This is a genomic window from Alteromonas sp. 5NW40-0090 (genome assembly GCF_057552975.1).
In genome coordinates this window covers 229,592-246,651 of the sequence record NZ_BAAJLT010000004.1, presented here as the reverse complement: position 1 = coordinate 246,651, position 17,060 = coordinate 229,592, and the positions used below count along the sequence as shown (strand labels likewise).

General features: G+C 44.2%; 12 protein-coding genes and 8 tRNA genes. 6 read left to right on the top strand and 14 right to left on the bottom strand.

The window, feature by feature from the left end:
* Positions 1 to 6: 6 nt before the first annotated feature.
* From lon to AC27KT_RS06720, 12 genes are all read right to left on the bottom strand, one after another.
* Entirely contained in the window at positions 7 to 2,358 is a 2,352-nt protein-coding gene (gene lon / locus AC27KT_RS06775) for an endopeptidase La (protein WP_487128500.1), read from the bottom strand.
* Positions 2,359 to 2,694: 336 nt separating this feature from the next.
* Positions 2,695 to 3,969 carry an ATP-dependent protease ATP-binding subunit ClpX gene (gene clpX, locus AC27KT_RS06770; RefSeq protein ID WP_487128498.1) on the bottom strand — a complete coding sequence of 425 codons (1,275 nt, stop codon included), beginning with the start codon at positions 3,967 to 3,969 and terminating at the stop codon, positions 2,695 to 2,697.
* Between the two features lie 75 nt (positions 3,970 to 4,044).
* Complete coding sequence (gene clpP, locus AC27KT_RS06765; protein ID WP_014950147.1) at positions 4,045 to 4,674, bottom strand: ATP-dependent Clp endopeptidase proteolytic subunit ClpP; 630 nt, start codon at positions 4,672 to 4,674, stop codon at positions 4,045 to 4,047.
* A gap of 98 nt (positions 4,675 to 4,772) precedes the next feature.
* The gene (tig, locus tag AC27KT_RS06760) at positions 4,773 to 6,077 is read right to left on the bottom strand and encodes a trigger factor (protein WP_487128496.1); all 1,305 of its coding nucleotides are present in this window, start codon (positions 6,075 to 6,077) and stop codon (positions 4,773 to 4,775) included.
* 361 nt (positions 6,078 to 6,438) lie between these two features.
* Positions 6,439 to 6,515 (bottom strand) — tRNA-Pro (locus AC27KT_RS06755).
* A gap of 42 nt (positions 6,516 to 6,557) precedes the next feature.
* Positions 6,558 to 6,642: transfer RNA gene (locus AC27KT_RS06750), tRNA-Leu, on the bottom strand.
* A 7-nt stretch (positions 6,643 to 6,649) separates the two neighbouring features.
* Positions 6,650 to 6,725, bottom strand: a tRNA-His gene (locus tag AC27KT_RS06745).
* A 169-nt stretch (positions 6,726 to 6,894) separates the two neighbouring features.
* A tRNA-Pro gene (locus AC27KT_RS06740) sits at positions 6,895 to 6,971 on the bottom strand.
* Between the two features lie 42 nt (positions 6,972 to 7,013).
* Positions 7,014 to 7,098, bottom strand: a tRNA-Leu gene (locus AC27KT_RS06735).
* Between the two features lie 7 nt (positions 7,099 to 7,105).
* A tRNA-His gene (locus tag AC27KT_RS06730) sits at positions 7,106 to 7,181 on the bottom strand.
* 88 nt (positions 7,182 to 7,269) lie between these two features.
* Positions 7,270 to 7,346: transfer RNA gene (locus AC27KT_RS06725), tRNA-Arg, on the bottom strand.
* A gap of 24 nt (positions 7,347 to 7,370) precedes the next feature.
* Positions 7,371 to 7,447: transfer RNA gene (locus tag AC27KT_RS06720), tRNA-Pro, on the bottom strand.
* A 346-nt stretch (positions 7,448 to 7,793) separates the two neighbouring features.
* Here AC27KT_RS06720 and folD point away from each other — a divergent pair.
* The 6 genes from folD (at position 7,794) to AC27KT_RS06690 (ending at position 14,125) form a co-directional block, all read left to right on the top strand.
* Positions 7,794 to 8,648 carry a bifunctional methylenetetrahydrofolate dehydrogenase/methenyltetrahydrofolate cyclohydrolase FolD gene (gene folD, locus AC27KT_RS06715; protein WP_487128494.1) on the top strand — a complete coding sequence of 285 codons (855 nt, stop codon included), beginning with the start codon at positions 7,794 to 7,796 and terminating at the stop codon, positions 8,646 to 8,648.
* A gap of 106 nt (positions 8,649 to 8,754) precedes the next feature.
* Positions 8,755 to 9,333 carry a DUF1415 domain-containing protein gene (locus AC27KT_RS06710; RefSeq protein ID WP_487128492.1) on the top strand — a complete coding sequence of 193 codons (579 nt, stop codon included), beginning with the start codon at positions 8,755 to 8,757 and terminating at the stop codon, positions 9,331 to 9,333.
* Between the two features lie 238 nt (positions 9,334 to 9,571).
* Positions 9,572 to 10,291: a tRNA (N6-threonylcarbamoyladenosine(37)-N6)-methyltransferase TrmO gene (tsaA, locus tag AC27KT_RS06705; protein WP_487128490.1), complete on the top strand. Its 720-nt coding sequence runs from the start codon at positions 9,572 to 9,574 to the stop codon at positions 10,289 to 10,291.
* A gap of 182 nt (positions 10,292 to 10,473) precedes the next feature.
* Positions 10,474 to 12,192 (top strand): proline--tRNA ligase, encoded by a 1,719-nt coding sequence (locus AC27KT_RS06700; protein ID WP_487128488.1) that lies wholly within the window; start codon positions 10,474 to 10,476, stop codon positions 12,190 to 12,192.
* Positions 12,193 to 12,230: 38 nt separating this feature from the next.
* Positions 12,231 to 13,079 carry an MBL fold metallo-hydrolase gene (locus AC27KT_RS06695; RefSeq protein WP_487128486.1) on the top strand — a complete coding sequence of 283 codons (849 nt, stop codon included), beginning with the start codon at positions 12,231 to 12,233 and terminating at the stop codon, positions 13,077 to 13,079.
* Positions 13,080 to 13,108: 29 nt separating this feature from the next.
* A complete protein-coding gene (locus tag AC27KT_RS06690; RefSeq protein WP_458730598.1) occupies positions 13,109 to 14,125 on the top strand; it encodes a phospholipase A in 1,017 nt (338 codons plus the stop codon).
* 83 nt (positions 14,126 to 14,208) lie between these two features.
* Here AC27KT_RS06690 and AC27KT_RS06685 read toward each other — a convergent pair whose 3' ends face one another.
* Together AC27KT_RS06685 and AC27KT_RS06680 are read right to left on the bottom strand one after the other, a co-directional pair.
* Positions 14,209 to 15,111: a histone deacetylase family protein gene (locus AC27KT_RS06685; protein ID WP_487128483.1), complete on the bottom strand. Its 903-nt coding sequence runs from the start codon at positions 15,109 to 15,111 to the stop codon at positions 14,209 to 14,211.
* A 174-nt stretch (positions 15,112 to 15,285) separates the two neighbouring features.
* Positions 15,286 to 16,908: a methyl-accepting chemotaxis protein gene (locus tag AC27KT_RS06680; protein ID WP_487128481.1), complete on the bottom strand. Its 1,623-nt coding sequence runs from the start codon at positions 16,906 to 16,908 to the stop codon at positions 15,286 to 15,288.
* Between the last annotated feature and the right edge of the window lie 152 nt (positions 16,909 to 17,060).

The following is a 17,060-nucleotide window of genomic DNA, read 5'->3' as shown; positions in this document are numbered from 1 at the left end:
ATTCAGTTATTTTTTAACCACTTCAAAGCTTTCAACAGGCTCTTGAAGCGCAATATCAAGTACTTCATCAATCCATTTAACTGGGTGAATTGATAAATCTTTTTTCACGTTATCTGGAATTTCTTCCAAATCACGTTCGTTATCTTTTGGAATAACGACAGTTTTTATGCCACCACGGTGTGCAGCAAGAAGCTTTTCTTTAAGTCCACCAATTGCAAGCACCTCACCACGTAGAGTGATTTCACCGGTCATAGCTACATCGCACTTCACAGGGTTGCCCGTAAGTGACGAGACAAGTGCAGTGCACATTGCAATACCTGCGCTAGGGCCATCTTTCGGCGTAGCACCTTCAGGTACGTGCACATGAATATCACGCTTCTCATAGAAATCATCGTTTATGCGAAGCTTCTCTGCGCGACTCCTTACCACTGTCATCGCAGCCTTAATAGACTCTTGCATAACATCGCCTAAAGAGCCGGTCGACGTCATTTTACCTTTACCAGGGACAGACGTGGTTTCGATAGTCAATAAGTCACCACCTACTTGTGTCCATGCTAAACCGGTAACCTGACCGATTTGATTGTCTTTGTCGGCTTTACCGTAATCAAAGCGCTGAACGCCAAGATAATCTTTAAGGTTATCCTGCGTTACTACTACCTTGTCTTTGCTTTTCTTAAGCAAAATATCTTTCACGGCTTTACGACATACCTTCGATACTTCACGCTCTAAGCTACGCACCCCGGCTTCGCGGGTATAGTATCGAATCATACCAATTACGGCAGAATCGGTAATTTCCAGTTCTTTCGCTTTAAGGCCATTGCGCTCCATTTGCTTACCAATTAAATGGTTTTTCGCAATATTAAGTTTTTCGTCTTCTGTGTAGCCAGATAGACGAATCACTTCCATACGGTCAAGCAATGGTCCTGGAATATTCATGCTGTTAGAGGTGGCTACGAACATAACGTCTGACAGGTCGTAGTCGACTTCCAGATAGTGATCACTAAAGCTGTTGTTTTGTTCTGGATCTAGCACTTCTAAAAGCGCTGATGCAGGGTCGCCTCGCATATCTGATGACATCTTGTCGATTTCATCTAACAAGAACAGTGGGTTTTTAACTCCAACTTTCGCCATTTTTTGCACTAACTTACCTGGCAGTGAGCCAATGTAAGTACGGCGGTGACCACGGATTTCTGCTTCGTCACGCACGCCACCTAGTGCCATACGCACATATTTGCGGCCTGTCGCTTTAGCGATAGACTGACCTAATGAGGTTTTACCTACACCAGGAGGACCTACAAGACAAAGTATAGGGCCTTTTAGCTTTTTAACACGCTGCTGAACGGCCAAATACTCAAGAATGCGCTCTTTCACCTTTTCAAGCCCGTAGTGGTCTTCATTAAGCACGCTCTCTGCGCGAGAAAGGTCTTTCTTAACCGGCGAGCGCTTATTCCAAGGTACGTTAGTGAGCCATTCAATGTAGCTTCGAAGCACGGTAGCTTCTGCAGACATTGGTGACATCATTTTAAGCTTTTGAAGTTCAGCTTTCGCCTTATCTTCTGCCTCTTTAGGCATTTTAGCGTCAGCTATCTTTTTAGACAGTGCTTCAAACTCATCAGGCGCGTCATCTAGTTCACCCAATTCTTTTTGAATAGCTTTCATTTGCTCATTCAAATAATATTCGCGCTGGCTCTTTTCCATTTGCTTTTTAACGCGGGTACGAATTTTCTTTTCGACCTGCAACAAATCAATTTCGCCTTCCATAAGGGCCATCAGGTACTCGAGGCGCTCATTTATACCCTGCATCTCTAGCACTTTTTGCTTTTCAGTCAGCTTAAGTGGCATATGGGCAGCCATGGTGTCTGCCAAGCGGGCGGCGTCTTCGATACCATTTAGTGACGTAAGCACTTCTGGTGGAATTTTCTTATTCAGTTTCACGTAGCCTTCAAACTGCGAAACTGCTGAGCGAATCAAGACCTCTTGCTCACTCTCATCAATGCCTTCATCCTCTAACTTATCGACGTTAGCAACAAAGAAAGGCTCTGATTGCTTATAGCTTTCAATTTCACCCCGTACACTACCTTCTACTAGCACTTTCACCGTACCGTCGGGTAGCTTAAGAAGTTGAAGAATTGTAGCAATAGTACCGACGGTGTAGATATCGTCTGATTCAGGCTCATCTACACCCGCATCCTTTTGTGCTACTAGGAAAATTTGTTTGTCATTATCCATCGCCGCTTCAAGGCAACGAATTGATTTCTCACGCCCAACAAATAGGGGTATGACCATATGCGGGTAAACAACCACGTCCCGCAAGGCAAGCACAGGAATTTCAATGCGATTTTCACGCTCAACTGTCATACTTGTTCTCAATTAGTTTGAAATGTCATTTTTATATGGGGATGCAAGAGCAAAGTTCAATCGAAACTTATTAAAGTGCGTTAATTCCTTAACCTTACCTTCCCTGCTCTAGGGCCTATTGACCTTAATATAACAATTATCGATTTTGCTTTGAATGGCAACAGTAAACTCAAAAATCTAGTAGAAAGGATAGCGTTAAGCCCGTTAATTGCCTAAATATCATCCGCTTTAAGATAAACGCATAGGCGAGCAGGTAAGATAAGATGAAAGAATATTAACGTTTTAACGCTAAAAACAAAAAAGGCCCCGAAGGGCCTTTCACTCGCAGCCTTGAGTTTATTCAGAGGCTGCTTTCTTTTCGTTGCTGTCATAAATCAAAATAGGCTTTGATTCACCGCGAATTACCGTTTCATCAATTACCACTTTGCTTACGTCTTCCATTGAAGGAAGGTCGTACATGGTATCAAGCAGAACTGCTTCAACAATTGAACGCAAACCACGAGCACCTGTTTTACGATCCATTGCCTTTTTAGCAATCGCGTTGAGTGCATCGTCACGAAACTCAAGCTCTACCTCTTCCATTGAGAACAATGCACCATATTGCTTAGTGATTGCATTCTTAGGCTCGCGTAGAATTTGAATTAGTGCTTCTTCATTCAACTCTTCGAGGCTTGTTACTACCGGTAAACGACCAATGAACTCTGGAATCAACCCATATTTCACTAAGTCCTCAGGCTCAACTTGCTTAAACAGTTCACTGATTTGTTTGCTGTTGTCTTTCGACTTAACCGTAGCACCAAATCCAATACCCGTGTCTTTCTGTGCGCGTTGTTCAATGACTTTGTCAAGACCAGCGAACGCACCACCACAAATGAACAATATCTTGGACGTGTCAACCTGCAGGAATTCCTGCTGTGGGTGCTTACGCCCACCTTGCGGAGGAACAGACGCAACCGTACCTTCAATCAGCTTTAGAAGCGCCTGCTGTACACCTTCACCTGAAACGTCACGAGTGATAGATGGGTTGTCTGACTTACGAGAAATCTTGTCGATTTCGTCGATGTAAACAATACCACGCTGCGCTTTTTCTACGTCATAGTCGCACTTCTGCAGTAGCTTCTGGATGATGTTCTCAACGTCTTCGCCTACATAACCCGCTTCTGTTAGCGTGGTTGCGTCAGCCATGGTAAATGGAACGTCGAGTAGACGCGCTAGCGTTTCAGCTAGCAGCGTTTTACCACTGCCCGTAGGCCCTATTAGCAAAATATTACTTTTGCCAAGTTCAACGCCTTCGTGAACATCGCCATTGCGCAAACGCTTGTAGTGGTTATAAACCGCTACTGATAAAACCTTCTTTGCATGTTCTTGCCCGATAACGTAATCGTCTAGGTGAGCATGAATTTCACTTGGTTTAGGTAAAGCGTCCTGCTTTTGCTTAGGCGCGATTTCCTTAATTTCTTCGCGAATGATATCGTTACATAACTCAACACACTCGTCGCAAATGAATACCGACGGGCCTGCTATTAACTTTCTTACTTCGTGTTGGCTTTTGCCACAAAACGAACAGTACAGTAGCTTGTTATCACCGTCACCGCTTTGCTTATCACTCATTACTTTTGCCTCTGCCTTACCCGAGCCGAAAACCAAAAACGTGCTGTGCACTGGCTCGGGTCTACTATAACTATACTACTTAGTTGCGGCTACGTCAGATCGATTTGCTAAAACTTGGTCAACAAGGCCATATTCTTTTGCCTCAGTTGCACTCAAGAAGTTATCACGGTCTGTGTCACGCGCGACTTTTTCGTAGTCTTGACCAGTATGGTCCGCCATAAGGCGATTCAATTTCTCTTTAATAGACAGAATTTCTTTCGCGTGTATTTCAAAATCAGATGCCTGACCTTGGAAACCACCAAGCGGTTGGTGAATCATTACGCGCGAGTTAGGTAGACAGTAGCGCTTACCTTTTGCTCCTGCAGAGAGTAGAAATGCGCCCATGCTTGCAGCTTGGCCCATACATACTGTACTCACGTCTGGCTTGATAAACTTCATCGTATCGTAAATTGCCATACCAGCAGTTACCGAACCGCCTGGTGAGTTAATGTATAAGAAAATATCTTTTTCTGGGTTTTCAGCTTCTAAGAACAACATTTGAGCAACGATGAGGTTGGCCATGTGATCTTCAACTTGTCCTACTAAGAAAATTACGTTTTCTTTCAATAGGCGAGAATAGATGTCGTAAGAGCGCTCACCTTTAGAGGTCTGCTCAACAACCATAGGAACAAGTGCATTCATTGGGTCAAACGGGGTATTAGTCATAGCTACCTTGATTATCTAGCGTTAAAAACAAAAATGCTCGGAAGGTTCCGAGCATTTAAGCAGTTGCTGACAAGTAATGTCAATCAGACAGTAAAAAATTACGCCTGTTTGTTCATAACCTCGTCAAAAGCTTTAGTTACTTCGGTAACTTTTGCTTGCTCAAGAACCCACTCAATAGCTTGTTCTTCTAGTGCAACGTTTTGCATTTGCTGCATAAGCTCTTGGTTGTTGTTGTAGTAATCAACAACTTCCTGCGGATCTTCATACGCTGAAGCAGCGGTTTCGATCATCTCGTTAACTTTAGCTTCGTCTGCTTTTAGTTCGTTTTCTTTGATTACTTCACCTAGAAGTAGACCAATAGATACGCGACGCTTAGCGTTGTCAGTAAACAGTTCTGCAGGTAGGTCTGGAAGATTCTGACCACCGCCTTGTTGGCTGAAACGTTGCTTCGCTTGCTCGCGTAGCGCGTTTACTTCTTGATCAATAAGCGCTTGAGGAATATCAATCTCGTTAGCATCAACTAGCTTAGCGATTACGTCTTCTTTAACCTGAGCTTTAAGCGTTTGGTCTAGCTCACGCTGCATGTTCTTGCGAACTTCTGCTTTAAGCGCGTCTACACCGCCCTCTTCAACACCAAATAGCTTAGCAAACTCTTCGTCTACTTTTGGAAGGTCTAGACCTTCTACTTTCTTAACGGTAGTTTGGAAAACTGCGTCTTTACCTTTTAGGTTTTCAGCATGGTAGTCTTCAGGGAAAGTTACTTCGATAGTTACTTCTTCACCCGCTTTCGCGCCAACTAGCGGCTTCTCGAAACCTGGGATCATACGGTCTTTACCTAGCTCAAGAGCGAAGTCTTCTGCTTTTCCACCTTCGAACTCTTCACCGTCGATAGAGCCAACAAAGTCGATGATAACTTTGTCGTCTTTTTTCGCTTTACGCTTAACTTCTTTCCAAGTTGCGTGCTGCTTCTGAAGCGTTTCCATCATGTTATCAAGATCTTTGTCAGTAATTTCTACTACTGGCTTTTCGATTTCGATATCGCTAACACCTTTCACTTCTACTTCTGGGTAAACTTCGAAAGATGCTACAAATTCTAGGTCCTGACCGTCTTCGTCTTTGGTCAGTTCAAACTTTGGCATACCAGCAGGCTGAATTTTTTCTTGAATGACTGCTTGGTAGAAGTTCTGCTGCATAACATCGCCAGCAACTTCTTGGCGAACTGCCTGGCCGAAACGCTTTTTGATTACGCTTACAGGTACTTTACCTGGACGGAAGCCGTTGATGCGTTGTGTTTTTGCCAACTGCTGTAGGCGTGACTTAACTGCTGAATCAACCGTGTCAGATGGAACGGTGATAGTAAGACGGCGTTCTAAACCCTGGGTCGTCTCGACTGAAACTTGCATTATGTTACCTCAACTATACGCCTCTATAGGCGTTTTGTTCTCAATCCCCTCTCCCGTCATGCATTGATTGCATATCACTCCGGGGTAGAAGGTCGTTATTTGACGTTTATAAAATCAAAGTTAGGACACTAAATCGTGCCACAAAGCCAACCTGAAACAAACGTACTGGTTAAAAAAAGACGCGGTAGTATACAGCTGCACACCACAAGAGTCGAGAGGGAAACACAAGTTTGTAACAACCAATTGAACGCATTTTCAACAAATTGCGAAACTAGTAAGAAAAATGGATTGAAAAACGTCCTTGGCTGGCGTTCTGAGACGCTATTTGAGATAGATAGAAGAACAAAAGATTAAGAGATAATGGTCGGTGAGACAGGATTTGAACCTGCGACCCCTTGTACCCAAAACAAGTGCGCTACCAAGCTGCGCCACTCACCGACAGAGACATCTTTTTGATAAGCTTTATTAAGCTTGAAAATATGGTGCGGAAGGAGAGACTTGAACTCTCACGCCGTGAAGCACTGGAACCTAAATCCAGCGTGTCTACCAATTCCACCACTTCCGCGAAAAAGTGGGGTGGACGATGGGACTTGAACCCACGACAACCGGAATCACAATCCGGGGCTCTACCAACTGAGCTACGCCCACCACAGTAATCCTGTTAATGCTTATGTGTGAATTGAGAAACACCTAAACACCCACCGAGCTGTCAGGATCTTACTTAGCGACTCGGTAATTAGTATCGACTCTTACCCTAACTGGAGGATGATTCAACACCACCGGCTAAAAGTATTTACTGAATCGAAAAAAGCATAAATGGTCGGTGAGACAGGATTTGAACCTGCGACCCCTTGTACCCAAAACAAGTGCGCTACCAAGCTGCGCCACTCACCGACTGAAATGCTTACGTTAAGCTTTTGATAAAGCTTGAAAATATGGTGCGGAAGGAGAGACTTGAACTCTCACGCCGTGAAGCACTGGAACCTAAATCCAGCGTGTCTACCAATTCCACCACTTCCGCAAAAAAGTGGGGTGGACGATGGGACTTGAACCCACGACAACCGGAATCACAATCCGGGGCTCTACCAACTGAGCTACGCCCACCATAGGGTGTGTTTGCAATCTACAAGCTTAATATTAGCAATGTAGACACGAAAATTCTGCCTTGCTATCAGGACCTACCTGACTCGCATGGCGCGCCCGGCAGGATTCGAACCTGCGACCCACGGCTTAGAAGGCCGTTGCTCTATCCAGCTGAGCTACGGGCGCTTGGCGAATCTTCGCTGCAAAAAGTGGTCGGTGAGACAGGATTTGAACCTGCGACCCCTTGTACCCAAAACAAGTGCGCTACCAAGCTGCGCCACTCACCGACTGTTGTACCGACCTAAAAGCGTTAGCCTCTGTGCCGTTACGGGGTGCGAATATTACTGACATCCCCCCACCTCGTCAAACACTTTTTTAAATAAAATCATCAACCGCTCACAAAGCATCCATTATCACGTTTTTTTGAACAATTACCCTTGTATATGCCTGTCTTTAGCCTAGGTTTGCGCTTCTTTTAAAGGGTAAGCATCAGGCTTTCCATTAACGGTTGTTTACGTTGAACATTTGTGGCGAATAACTGCAGAGCAATAACTACTAGAGTATTAGTCCTGTTTTATGAAACAATATAGGGCACTTGTTGACCACCCAACCATATAAGAATCGTACAAGACTATGACCGCCCATCTTATTGACGGCAAACTAATTGCCAAACAAGTTCGCCAACACGTAACCTCCTATGTTGAATCACTTACGCAAGCAGGTAAAAGACAACCTGGCCTAGCCGTTGTCCTTGTTGGCAGTGATGCAGCTTCTCAAGTTTATGTTTCCAATAAACGTAAAGCGTGCGAAGAAGTGGGGTTCGTTTCTCGCTCTTTCGACCTTCCTTCTGATACCACAGAAGATACCCTACTAAGTTTGGTGGACGAGCTAAACGAAGATAAAGAGATAGACGGTATTTTAGTGCAGCTTCCTCTACCTGCAGGGTTAAATGCAGAAAAGGTACTTGAACGTATTCACCCGCATAAAGATGTCGACGGATTTCATCCATACAATATTGGCCGCCTTGCACAGCGTATTCCTGCACTACGTCCCTGCACGCCAAAAGGCATCATGACCATGATAGAGTCAACCAAGCGCCCTGTTAAGGGTTTGGATGCAGTGATTGTCGGTGCGTCGAATATCGTGGGTCGTCCTATGAGCCTTGAACTGCTATTAGCAGGCTGCACCGTTACTACCTGTCACAAGTTTACTCAAGACCTTAAGAGTCACGTTCAACGTGCAGACCTACTGGTAGTCGCGGTAGGTAAACCGAACTTTATTCCTGGTGACTGGGTAAAACAGGGCGCGATTGTCATTGATGTAGGTATTAATCGCGTTAATGATGGTTCACTTGTTGGCGATGTTGATTTCGAAAAAGCGAAAGAGCGCGCAGGCTGGATAACCCCCGTTCCAGGCGGAGTTGGGCCGATGACAGTAGCCAGTTTGATAGAGAATACGCTGGAAGCTTACGTAAAATATCATTCTTAAAGCACAAATAGTTCAACCAAAATGTAAGGCAGAAATTAAATTTCTGCCTTTTTGCTTTATACTCCCCTTCACTTTGAACACAGACTCAAACTGACCTACACCTTTTATGGCAGAACCAACATTTCCTTTATGGGAACAGCACGTAATTGATGCAACGCTTAAATGGGTTGATGATATTGTGATAAAACACAATTTCTGCCCCTTTGCACGCTATGTAAGGACACCTCACCAAATTCGGTGTGTGGTAATTGAGGGCGATGCGGGAGATGTCGTTCAATCGCTATTCGATGAGTTGCGGTATTTAGAAGAGAACGACACCACCGCCACAACGCTAATCGCACTAACCCACTCATCCATTGCTGATTTCAATGAATATCTCGATGTATTGGCTATCAGCGATAATATGCTGCACGACTGGGGATACAGCGGTACTTACCAACTTGCCAGCTTCCACCCCAATTATGTATTCGACGATAGCGACGTAGACGATGCTGAAAACTATACCAATCGTTCACCCTACCCGCTTTTGCATTTGATTCGTGAAGCTGATGTCACTCGCTACATGAAGAAAGAAGAAGATGCCGAAAAAATATTCAGCCATAACATTGAAAAAGCACGTACGCTTGGGTGCCCTTATTTTGAGGGCGTGTTAGACACGCTTAAAAAAGATAAGCCCGCTCGATAAAACACGTGAAGCTTACCTTTTGCGTGCAATGAAAAAAACACGCACTAAAAAGAGAATAAGCTTGTGATGCGAGCAGGCCCAAAATATTGGATTACTCCAGGGCCCCCAAATAAGCAGCGCCGTATAACAGGCAGGATGTTTATTTGGCTCAAGCTTTCACTTGAAACGTCACTTTACCTGCAAATTATGTGAGTAATATGACAACGTTACACATTTTTGACTTCGTTAAGGCTAAAACGTGAATACCCACAATTCATTTTCTCTCGAGGCGATAGCGACCGTCGCTACGCCTTTCAAGCAAAAGTTTGCTATTCCAAGACAGCCCAACTTGGCTAACGCCCAAGGCATTATCACCTTTGAAGATGGCTTTAACGATATCAACATGCTTAAAGGGATAGAAAATTACAGTCACCTATGGCTGCTTTTTATCTTTCACCAGAACATTGAACGCGGTTGGAAAAATACGGTAAAAGCCCCTCGCCTAGGTGGCAATACCACTATGGGCGTGTTGGCAAGTCGCAGTACTCACCGACCTAATGGAATTGGCATGTCTGTGGTGAAAAATAAAGGTGTAGTTAGCAGTAATGGGAAAACACAATTAGTGGTAGAAGGGTTAGATTTAGTCGACGGTACACCGCTTGTCGATATCAAACCCTATATCGCATACGCTGATAGTGTGCCTAGCGCCAGCGATAACCTTGACAACATTAACCCCATTCCTAATCGCGACGTTTCATTCGCTGATACAATCCAGCCGATGCTTGCTGAAATTGAGAAAAAACACCGTAATTTTTCTGCCTTAGTGATCGCGGTACTATCTCAAGACCCCCGCCCCGCCTATAAACAGCAGCTTGAAAATGACGAAAAAACCTACCGCGTGACGCTATACGACATTGATGTGGGTTTTGAAATAAAAGATGCAATTGTTAAGGTCACGGAGCTAGTTCATTTAAGTTAATTGCATTATTAGTGGTAACAGTCTGTGGCGAAATAGCTCACAGTTAATTAGAATACGCCCAAACGTGTGACACCTAGTCTTGGTTCAAGCATTCCGCTATGTATTGTTTAGCGAATTGCCTTTTGCGAAAGACCATCACACTAACCGTCATAAATACATTTATAACAGGATACCTGCTTTACATGCGCACTAGTCAATATTTGCTTGCCACGCAGAAAGAAACACCTGCAGATGCAGAGGTTATCAGCCACCAGCTTATGCTTCGCGCTGGTATGATCAGAAAGTTAGCATCAGGACTTTATACCTGGCTGCCATCTGGTCTTCGTGTACTTAATAAAGTAGCCAATATTGTTCGTGAAGAAATGAACAAAGCAGGCGCAATTGAAGTGCTAATGCCCGTTGTTCAGCCTGCAGACCTGTGGGAAGAATCCGGACGTTGGGAAGAATACGGCCCAGAGTTACTTCGTATTAAAGATCGCCACCAGCGTGATTTTGTATTAGGCCCAACACACGAAGAAGTGATCACTGCGCTTGTGCGCAATGAAATTAGCAGCTACAAGCAGCTTCCACTTAATTTATACCAAATTCAGACTAAATTCCGTGACGAGGTGCGCCCTCGTTTTGGCATTATGCGCGGTCGTGAATTCACCATGAAAGATGCTTACAGCTTTCACTTAGAAGACAGCTGCCTTGAAGAAACCTACCAAAAAATGTACGACGCTTACTGCAACATATTCTCGCGTATGGACTTAGACTTCAGAGCAGTTATTGCCGACTCTGGCTCTATTGGTGGTAATCATTCTCATGAGTTCCATGTGTTGGCTGCATCAGGTGAAGACGATATTGCTTTTTCAAGCGATAGTGATTACGCGGCAAACGTCGAAATGGCTGAAGCTATGGCGCCTAAAAAGGCAGTTGCATCGGGTGCGGCCGTTGAAACCAAAGATGCCAAGGGCAAAGATTTCGAAAAAATTCTCAAGAGCATTGATACCGAAACCACCAATGCAGTCAAAGTTGTAGTAGTAAAAGCAGCAAACGCAACAAATGAGAAAGACGAAGAAGTACAAGAAGACAATTGGGTCGCGCTGGTACTACGTGCAGATCACGAACTTAACGACGTTAAGGCAGAGAAAATACAAGCAGTGGCTGCGCCGCTGGTTGAAGCGTCATTCGAAAAGGCTAAGGAAGTGCTTGGTGTAGTCCCCTACTTTGCAGATGCAACTAACCTTCCCATTCCAGCTTACATCGATGCAAGTGCAGCGGCCCTTGCGGACTTTACTACAGGCGCTGGCGCAGGTGGTAAAATGAACATCAACGTGAACTGGTCTGAAGATATCACTGGCGTTGATATTCGCAACGTTGTAGCTGGCGATGCGTCTCCTGACGGAAAAGGCACCCTTGATATTAAGCGCGGTATCGAAGTGGGTCATATATTCCAGCTTGGCAGCAAGTATTCAGAAGCCATGAACTGCGGTGTACTGAGCGAATCAGGTAAACACCAAACCTTAACAATGGGTTGTTACGGCATTGGGGTGTCTCGAATTGTTGCGGCAGCTATCGAGCAAAATCACGATAAGTTTGGCATAAAGTGGCCAGATCCTATTGCACCGTTTAAAATTGCATTAATACCTATGAATATGCACAAGTCTCACCGTATTAAAGAAGCAGCAGAGGCTCTTTACGAAGAACTTGTTTCCCTTGGCGTAGAAGTATTGTTTGACGATAGAAAAGAACGCCCAGGTGTTATGTTCAATGATATGGAATTAATTGGCATACCTCACAGCATTGTCATTGGTGAAAGAAACTTGGATAATCAACAGGTTGAATATAAGAATAGACGTACTGGCGAGAAACAGTTATTAGACCTTAGCGCAGCAAAAGACTTTGTAGCCGCTCTCTAAAACCTGAACTTGCCCATTAGATAAGAAAAAGAGGGCGTATGCGGTTAACATTTTATGGCGTAAGGGGCTCAATTCCCACTCCGGGGGCCGCTTACGTTCGTTATGGTGGCAACACTGCATGCGTTCACATTGAGCTTGAGGATGGTACCGATATCATCCTCGACTCAGGCACAGGCATTCGCTTACTTGGCGACAGCTTGATTAAGAAAAATTCGCCAATCTACCTCTTATTGAGCCACAACCATTGGGATCACATTCAAGGCTTCCCTTTCTTTGCACCCATCTACCAAGAATCACGGGAAATAAACATTTACCCGGGTCTAACCCAACTTAACGAGCCCGACCAAATTTTAAAACAAATGGAAGGTTCTTTGTTTCCTGTCCCCAAAAGCGCGTTAAAATCAGCTATTAACCTTGTTGAACTTCCGGCAGCACAAAATAGATTTACTATTGGAAGCGCTACGATTACCCGATTGGCCATGAATCACCCTGGCAGCGGAAGCGCCTATTGTATTAGAGCTGACGGTGCCAAAATTGCTTACATCACCGATAACGAGCTCTACCCTCCTTATAAAAAAGAAACAGATTTTCTAGATTTTGCTAGGTTTGCTGATAATGCAGACTTGCTTATTCACGACGCACAGTACATGTTATCTGACATGCCGGCAAAAAACGGTTGGGGTCATTCGGTTGCAGAGGAAGCGGTAAAACTGGCGATGGCTAGCCATGCAAAACAATTAGCATTATATAGTCATGATCCAGAACGCACTGATGACGATATAGATGATGTCGTGAAACACTGTAATGACTATGTCACAGTGGCAGAGTCTACTTTACACGTATTTGCATCTTCAGAAGGCCAAACGCTGGACTTCAGTAAAGCATAATAACAACCCCTTGCTACGGAGAATTAAAGGTGTCTGTGTTTAAGCCTTTTGTATTTTTGGCAGCGTTTGCTGCTTGTACACCTGTGTTCGCACAACAATCACAAGAAGTGATGAGCGAACAAACGTCAAAACTCGATAATAGTGAACAACGAGACACTGTTGAAGACGAGGACGGTCAAACATCACAGAATGAAAGCGGTATTGAAGTTATTGATATCATCAAACGTGATACGACTACAGAGAGCGCGCTAGATAATCGCTTAGAAGGTGATAAAGAAGCGCTAGACAATGTTTTTGCCATTACCCAGCACAGACAAAACTATTTACTTCCTATCACCTATGTCTCTAATCCTAATACATTCGGTAATGAAGAGTTAACGGAAGAAAACATAGACAATAAAGAAGCTAAGTTTCAGGTAAGTGCCAAGTTACCACTATATCTAGAAGATACTGGCTTCGACGGACTCTATTTCGGCTTTACGTTAACCTCATTCTGGCAGCTTTATAATAGTGAAGCATCGAAGCCTTTCCGAGAAACCAATTATGAACCGGAAGTATTTTGGCAAGAAACCGCTGACTACTCCGTACTAGGCTACAAGTTCAATACCTTCCAGGTCGGTTTCAATCATATGTCGAATGGCCAAAGCGGCCTGCGCTCTCGAAGCTGGAACCGTCTATTTGCGTCCATAGTATTTAGTGACAACGACGATATATACTACTTTAAGACCTGGTACCGTATCCCTGAAGATGAAAAAGCTGACCCACTGGACCCAACGGGTGATGATAACCCGGACATTCAGGATTACTACGGCCGAATGGAATTTGGATATGGAAGAAAAATTGGTGCTTTCAAGGTACTGGCGTTACTGAGAAACAATCTGGATTTTGACGAAAACAGAGGCAGTATTCAGCTAGATTTCACCTATCCTATTTCCGACCGCTATGAAGTACTCCTTCAATACTTTAACGGTTACGGCGATTCGCTCATCGACTATAACCGCTCGCAAGAGCGCATTGGTATCGGGTTTCAGCTGCACTTTTTGTAAAACAAACTTTCATGCTTAATAACAAAACGCGCGCTGCAAACATCCCATTTGAGCGCGCTTTTTTAAAACGCCACTCGCCGCAGCTAATCAATCACACCGGCAGCTCGATAAAGCTGAATATGTACATCCACCAGCGCAGCAATATCCCTTTGATACCCTCCACCAATAACCGCAGCAATTGGAACACCTAAACGGTCAGCCAAAGCAAATACTGTCTTGTCCCTTTCATAAACACCTTGGGTGGATATATGTAAGTGGCCTAGATCGTCGTTTACATGTACATCAACGCCTGCGTCATAGATGATGGCATCGGGGTGAAATTGTCTCATCACCATAGTTAGCGCTTGCTCTAGCGTGGTTAGATACTCGTCGTCTTCGGTGCCCTTATCGAGCCCTATATCAATATCGGAACGCTGCTTTCTGTGCGGGAAGTTTTTTTCACCATGGATTGATAAAGTGAAGATATCTCGATCGTTTTCGGCCAATTTAGCGGTACCATCCCCCTGGTGTACGTCTAAATCGACAATAAGTACATTTTCAACGGACGAGTTTTGCTGCATGGTTTTCGCTGCCAAATACAAGTCGTTAAACAAACAAAATCCCGAGCCAAAATCAGCAAAGGCGTGATGATAGCCGCCTGTCAAATTCAAGGCTTTCCCATGCTCTAGCGCAAGATTAGCCGTTAAACAGGTACCAGCAACAGCTGTGCGGGTACGCTCAATCAACTGTTGCGACCAAGGAAACCCTATGCGGCGCATCGCTTTCTTATCTAATGTTCCATTACTTAGCGTCTCAACATAGTCCTGATCGTAATAAGCAAAGAGAAAAGATAAATTGACCGGAGTTGGAGTGACAAAACGCGATGCTTCAACACCGCGACTAAGCAATTCGTCACGAATACCTACGTATTTTTCAATAGGAAATCGGTGTCGCTCAGGCAGCTCTAATTGGCTATAAATAGGGTGAAATACGAGTGGTGTAGTCATTATTATCAGTACTAGTTTATGGGCGCATGAAATCGGTAACAGAAAAAAGAAAGGAGCCCGATTTATTTATGCACTCCTCTGTTTGTTTTTCGCGTTACATCAGCCCGAATAGATAACTGCTCGCTGAGTAGGTTGTTATCTTTGCGGACTAGGATTAATACTGACAAAGCACAGTTAACGGGTCAAACTGTTCACTACCTTTTCAACGTTTTCTGACATACTTTTCATAGAACGTGACATATCGTCACGCTGCGCTAGCTGATGATACTTTTCTGACGATGTCACTACGTTACTTATAATGGCTTCCACCTGCTGAAGCACGGCTTCTTGCTCATCTGCCGCCTCGTTTAGCGCCACTACTACACTGGCCGTTTCTTGAATATCCCTAACCACGTTGTTTAATGTCTCTAGTGCTGTGGCAGCTTCAGCAGCGTTAGTTTCGGACAAGTGCTTTCCAGAAGACATAGCCGCCACTGCGCCTTTTGCTTCCGCTTCAAAGCTGCTCAAGATATCGTTAATTTCTTTAGTCGACTGTTGGGTTTTAGCCGCAAGAGCCCGAACTTCATCGGCTACGACTGCAAAGCCTCGCCCGTGTTCACCCGCCCTAGCGGCTTCGATTGCGGCATTCAAAGCTAACAGGTTTGTCTGGTCAGCTATTTCATTAATTACATTTACCACTTTTAGAATATTGGTACTTCGGCTTTGCAGTTCAGACACAATGTTACTCGATTCTGTAACCGTTTTAGCTAGCTGTTTAAAGCCTGCGTTGGCACTTTCAAATGTGGCATAACAACTCGCCACATTCTTTTCAGAGTTATTTGTCGCAACAGCAACTTGATCAGTAATAGCCACTAAATTCTGTACAATTTCTTTCAGTTTATCTGTGCTGCTATCAAGTGAGCGTGATGCATCTCGCTGTCCATTTGCCCCCTCCATAATGGATTGGCTGACGTTACTAAGGGTGCCGAACGCTTTTTCCATTTCTCGTTCTGCCTGTTGCAGTTGTGCAACTGACTCTTTCAACTTATATTGCAACGCGCGGGCAGAATCGGCCAGCATGCCTAACTCATGGCCGCTTGAATAGGTTAGTTCGTAGTCATAAGAGCTGTTAGCCAAGTTGGATATACACGCTACAACTTGCTTAGTTGGCTTAATGACCTGTGAGCGCAGTCGAGCAATAACATACACAACTGAAAGTACCGACAGTGCAATAGCTGCCAATAGAATTATCCAAAGCATAGTGCGCGTATTGGCTTTAAGCTGAGTAATCGCATTCGCTGAGTCTGCTGCAATTTCCGACGCGATACCTGAAAGAAGCTTAGCTGGTTCTCTATCAATACCGCGGACAAAGCTATCTCCCACTTTGGGATCAAACCCTGAATCTATAAACGCCTTGTACCCTTCCCGATATTTCTCGGCCATTAATGCATGCGCTTTTTGAAATTGCTCGATATCAGACTTCACGCTATCACTTACAACATCACTTGATAGCATCAAGTCAAATTGACGATTGATTTCAGCTTCACGCTGTTTAAATCGCTCCCAGTATTTTTCTCTGTCTACTTTTTTGTGGCCACGCAACAACACGTTTTTCCACTCTTGAACCTGGGTTTTAAATGTACTTAGCGTGGTGTTAACGTCTCGCTCAGACTGAACTAGCGTGTTTTCTAATTCATCGAACGAATTGAGTAACGAGAAAGACTTTAGAATTGAGGCACCGTTTAATAGTACAAGAATTAAAAAGCTAGCGAGAACGGGCGTCATCACCAAACGGCTGATGCTTGTGTAATTGAACACGGCTTAACCTTTAGTATAAATTTAAAGAAGGACGTGGCCATTAAATGATATTTTTATGACGGTATGGTTACACTATATATATAAATTTTTATAACCTAAGATAGGATAAGATACGTTTAAGTTTTTTCCTACGCCAACATATATAAACATTC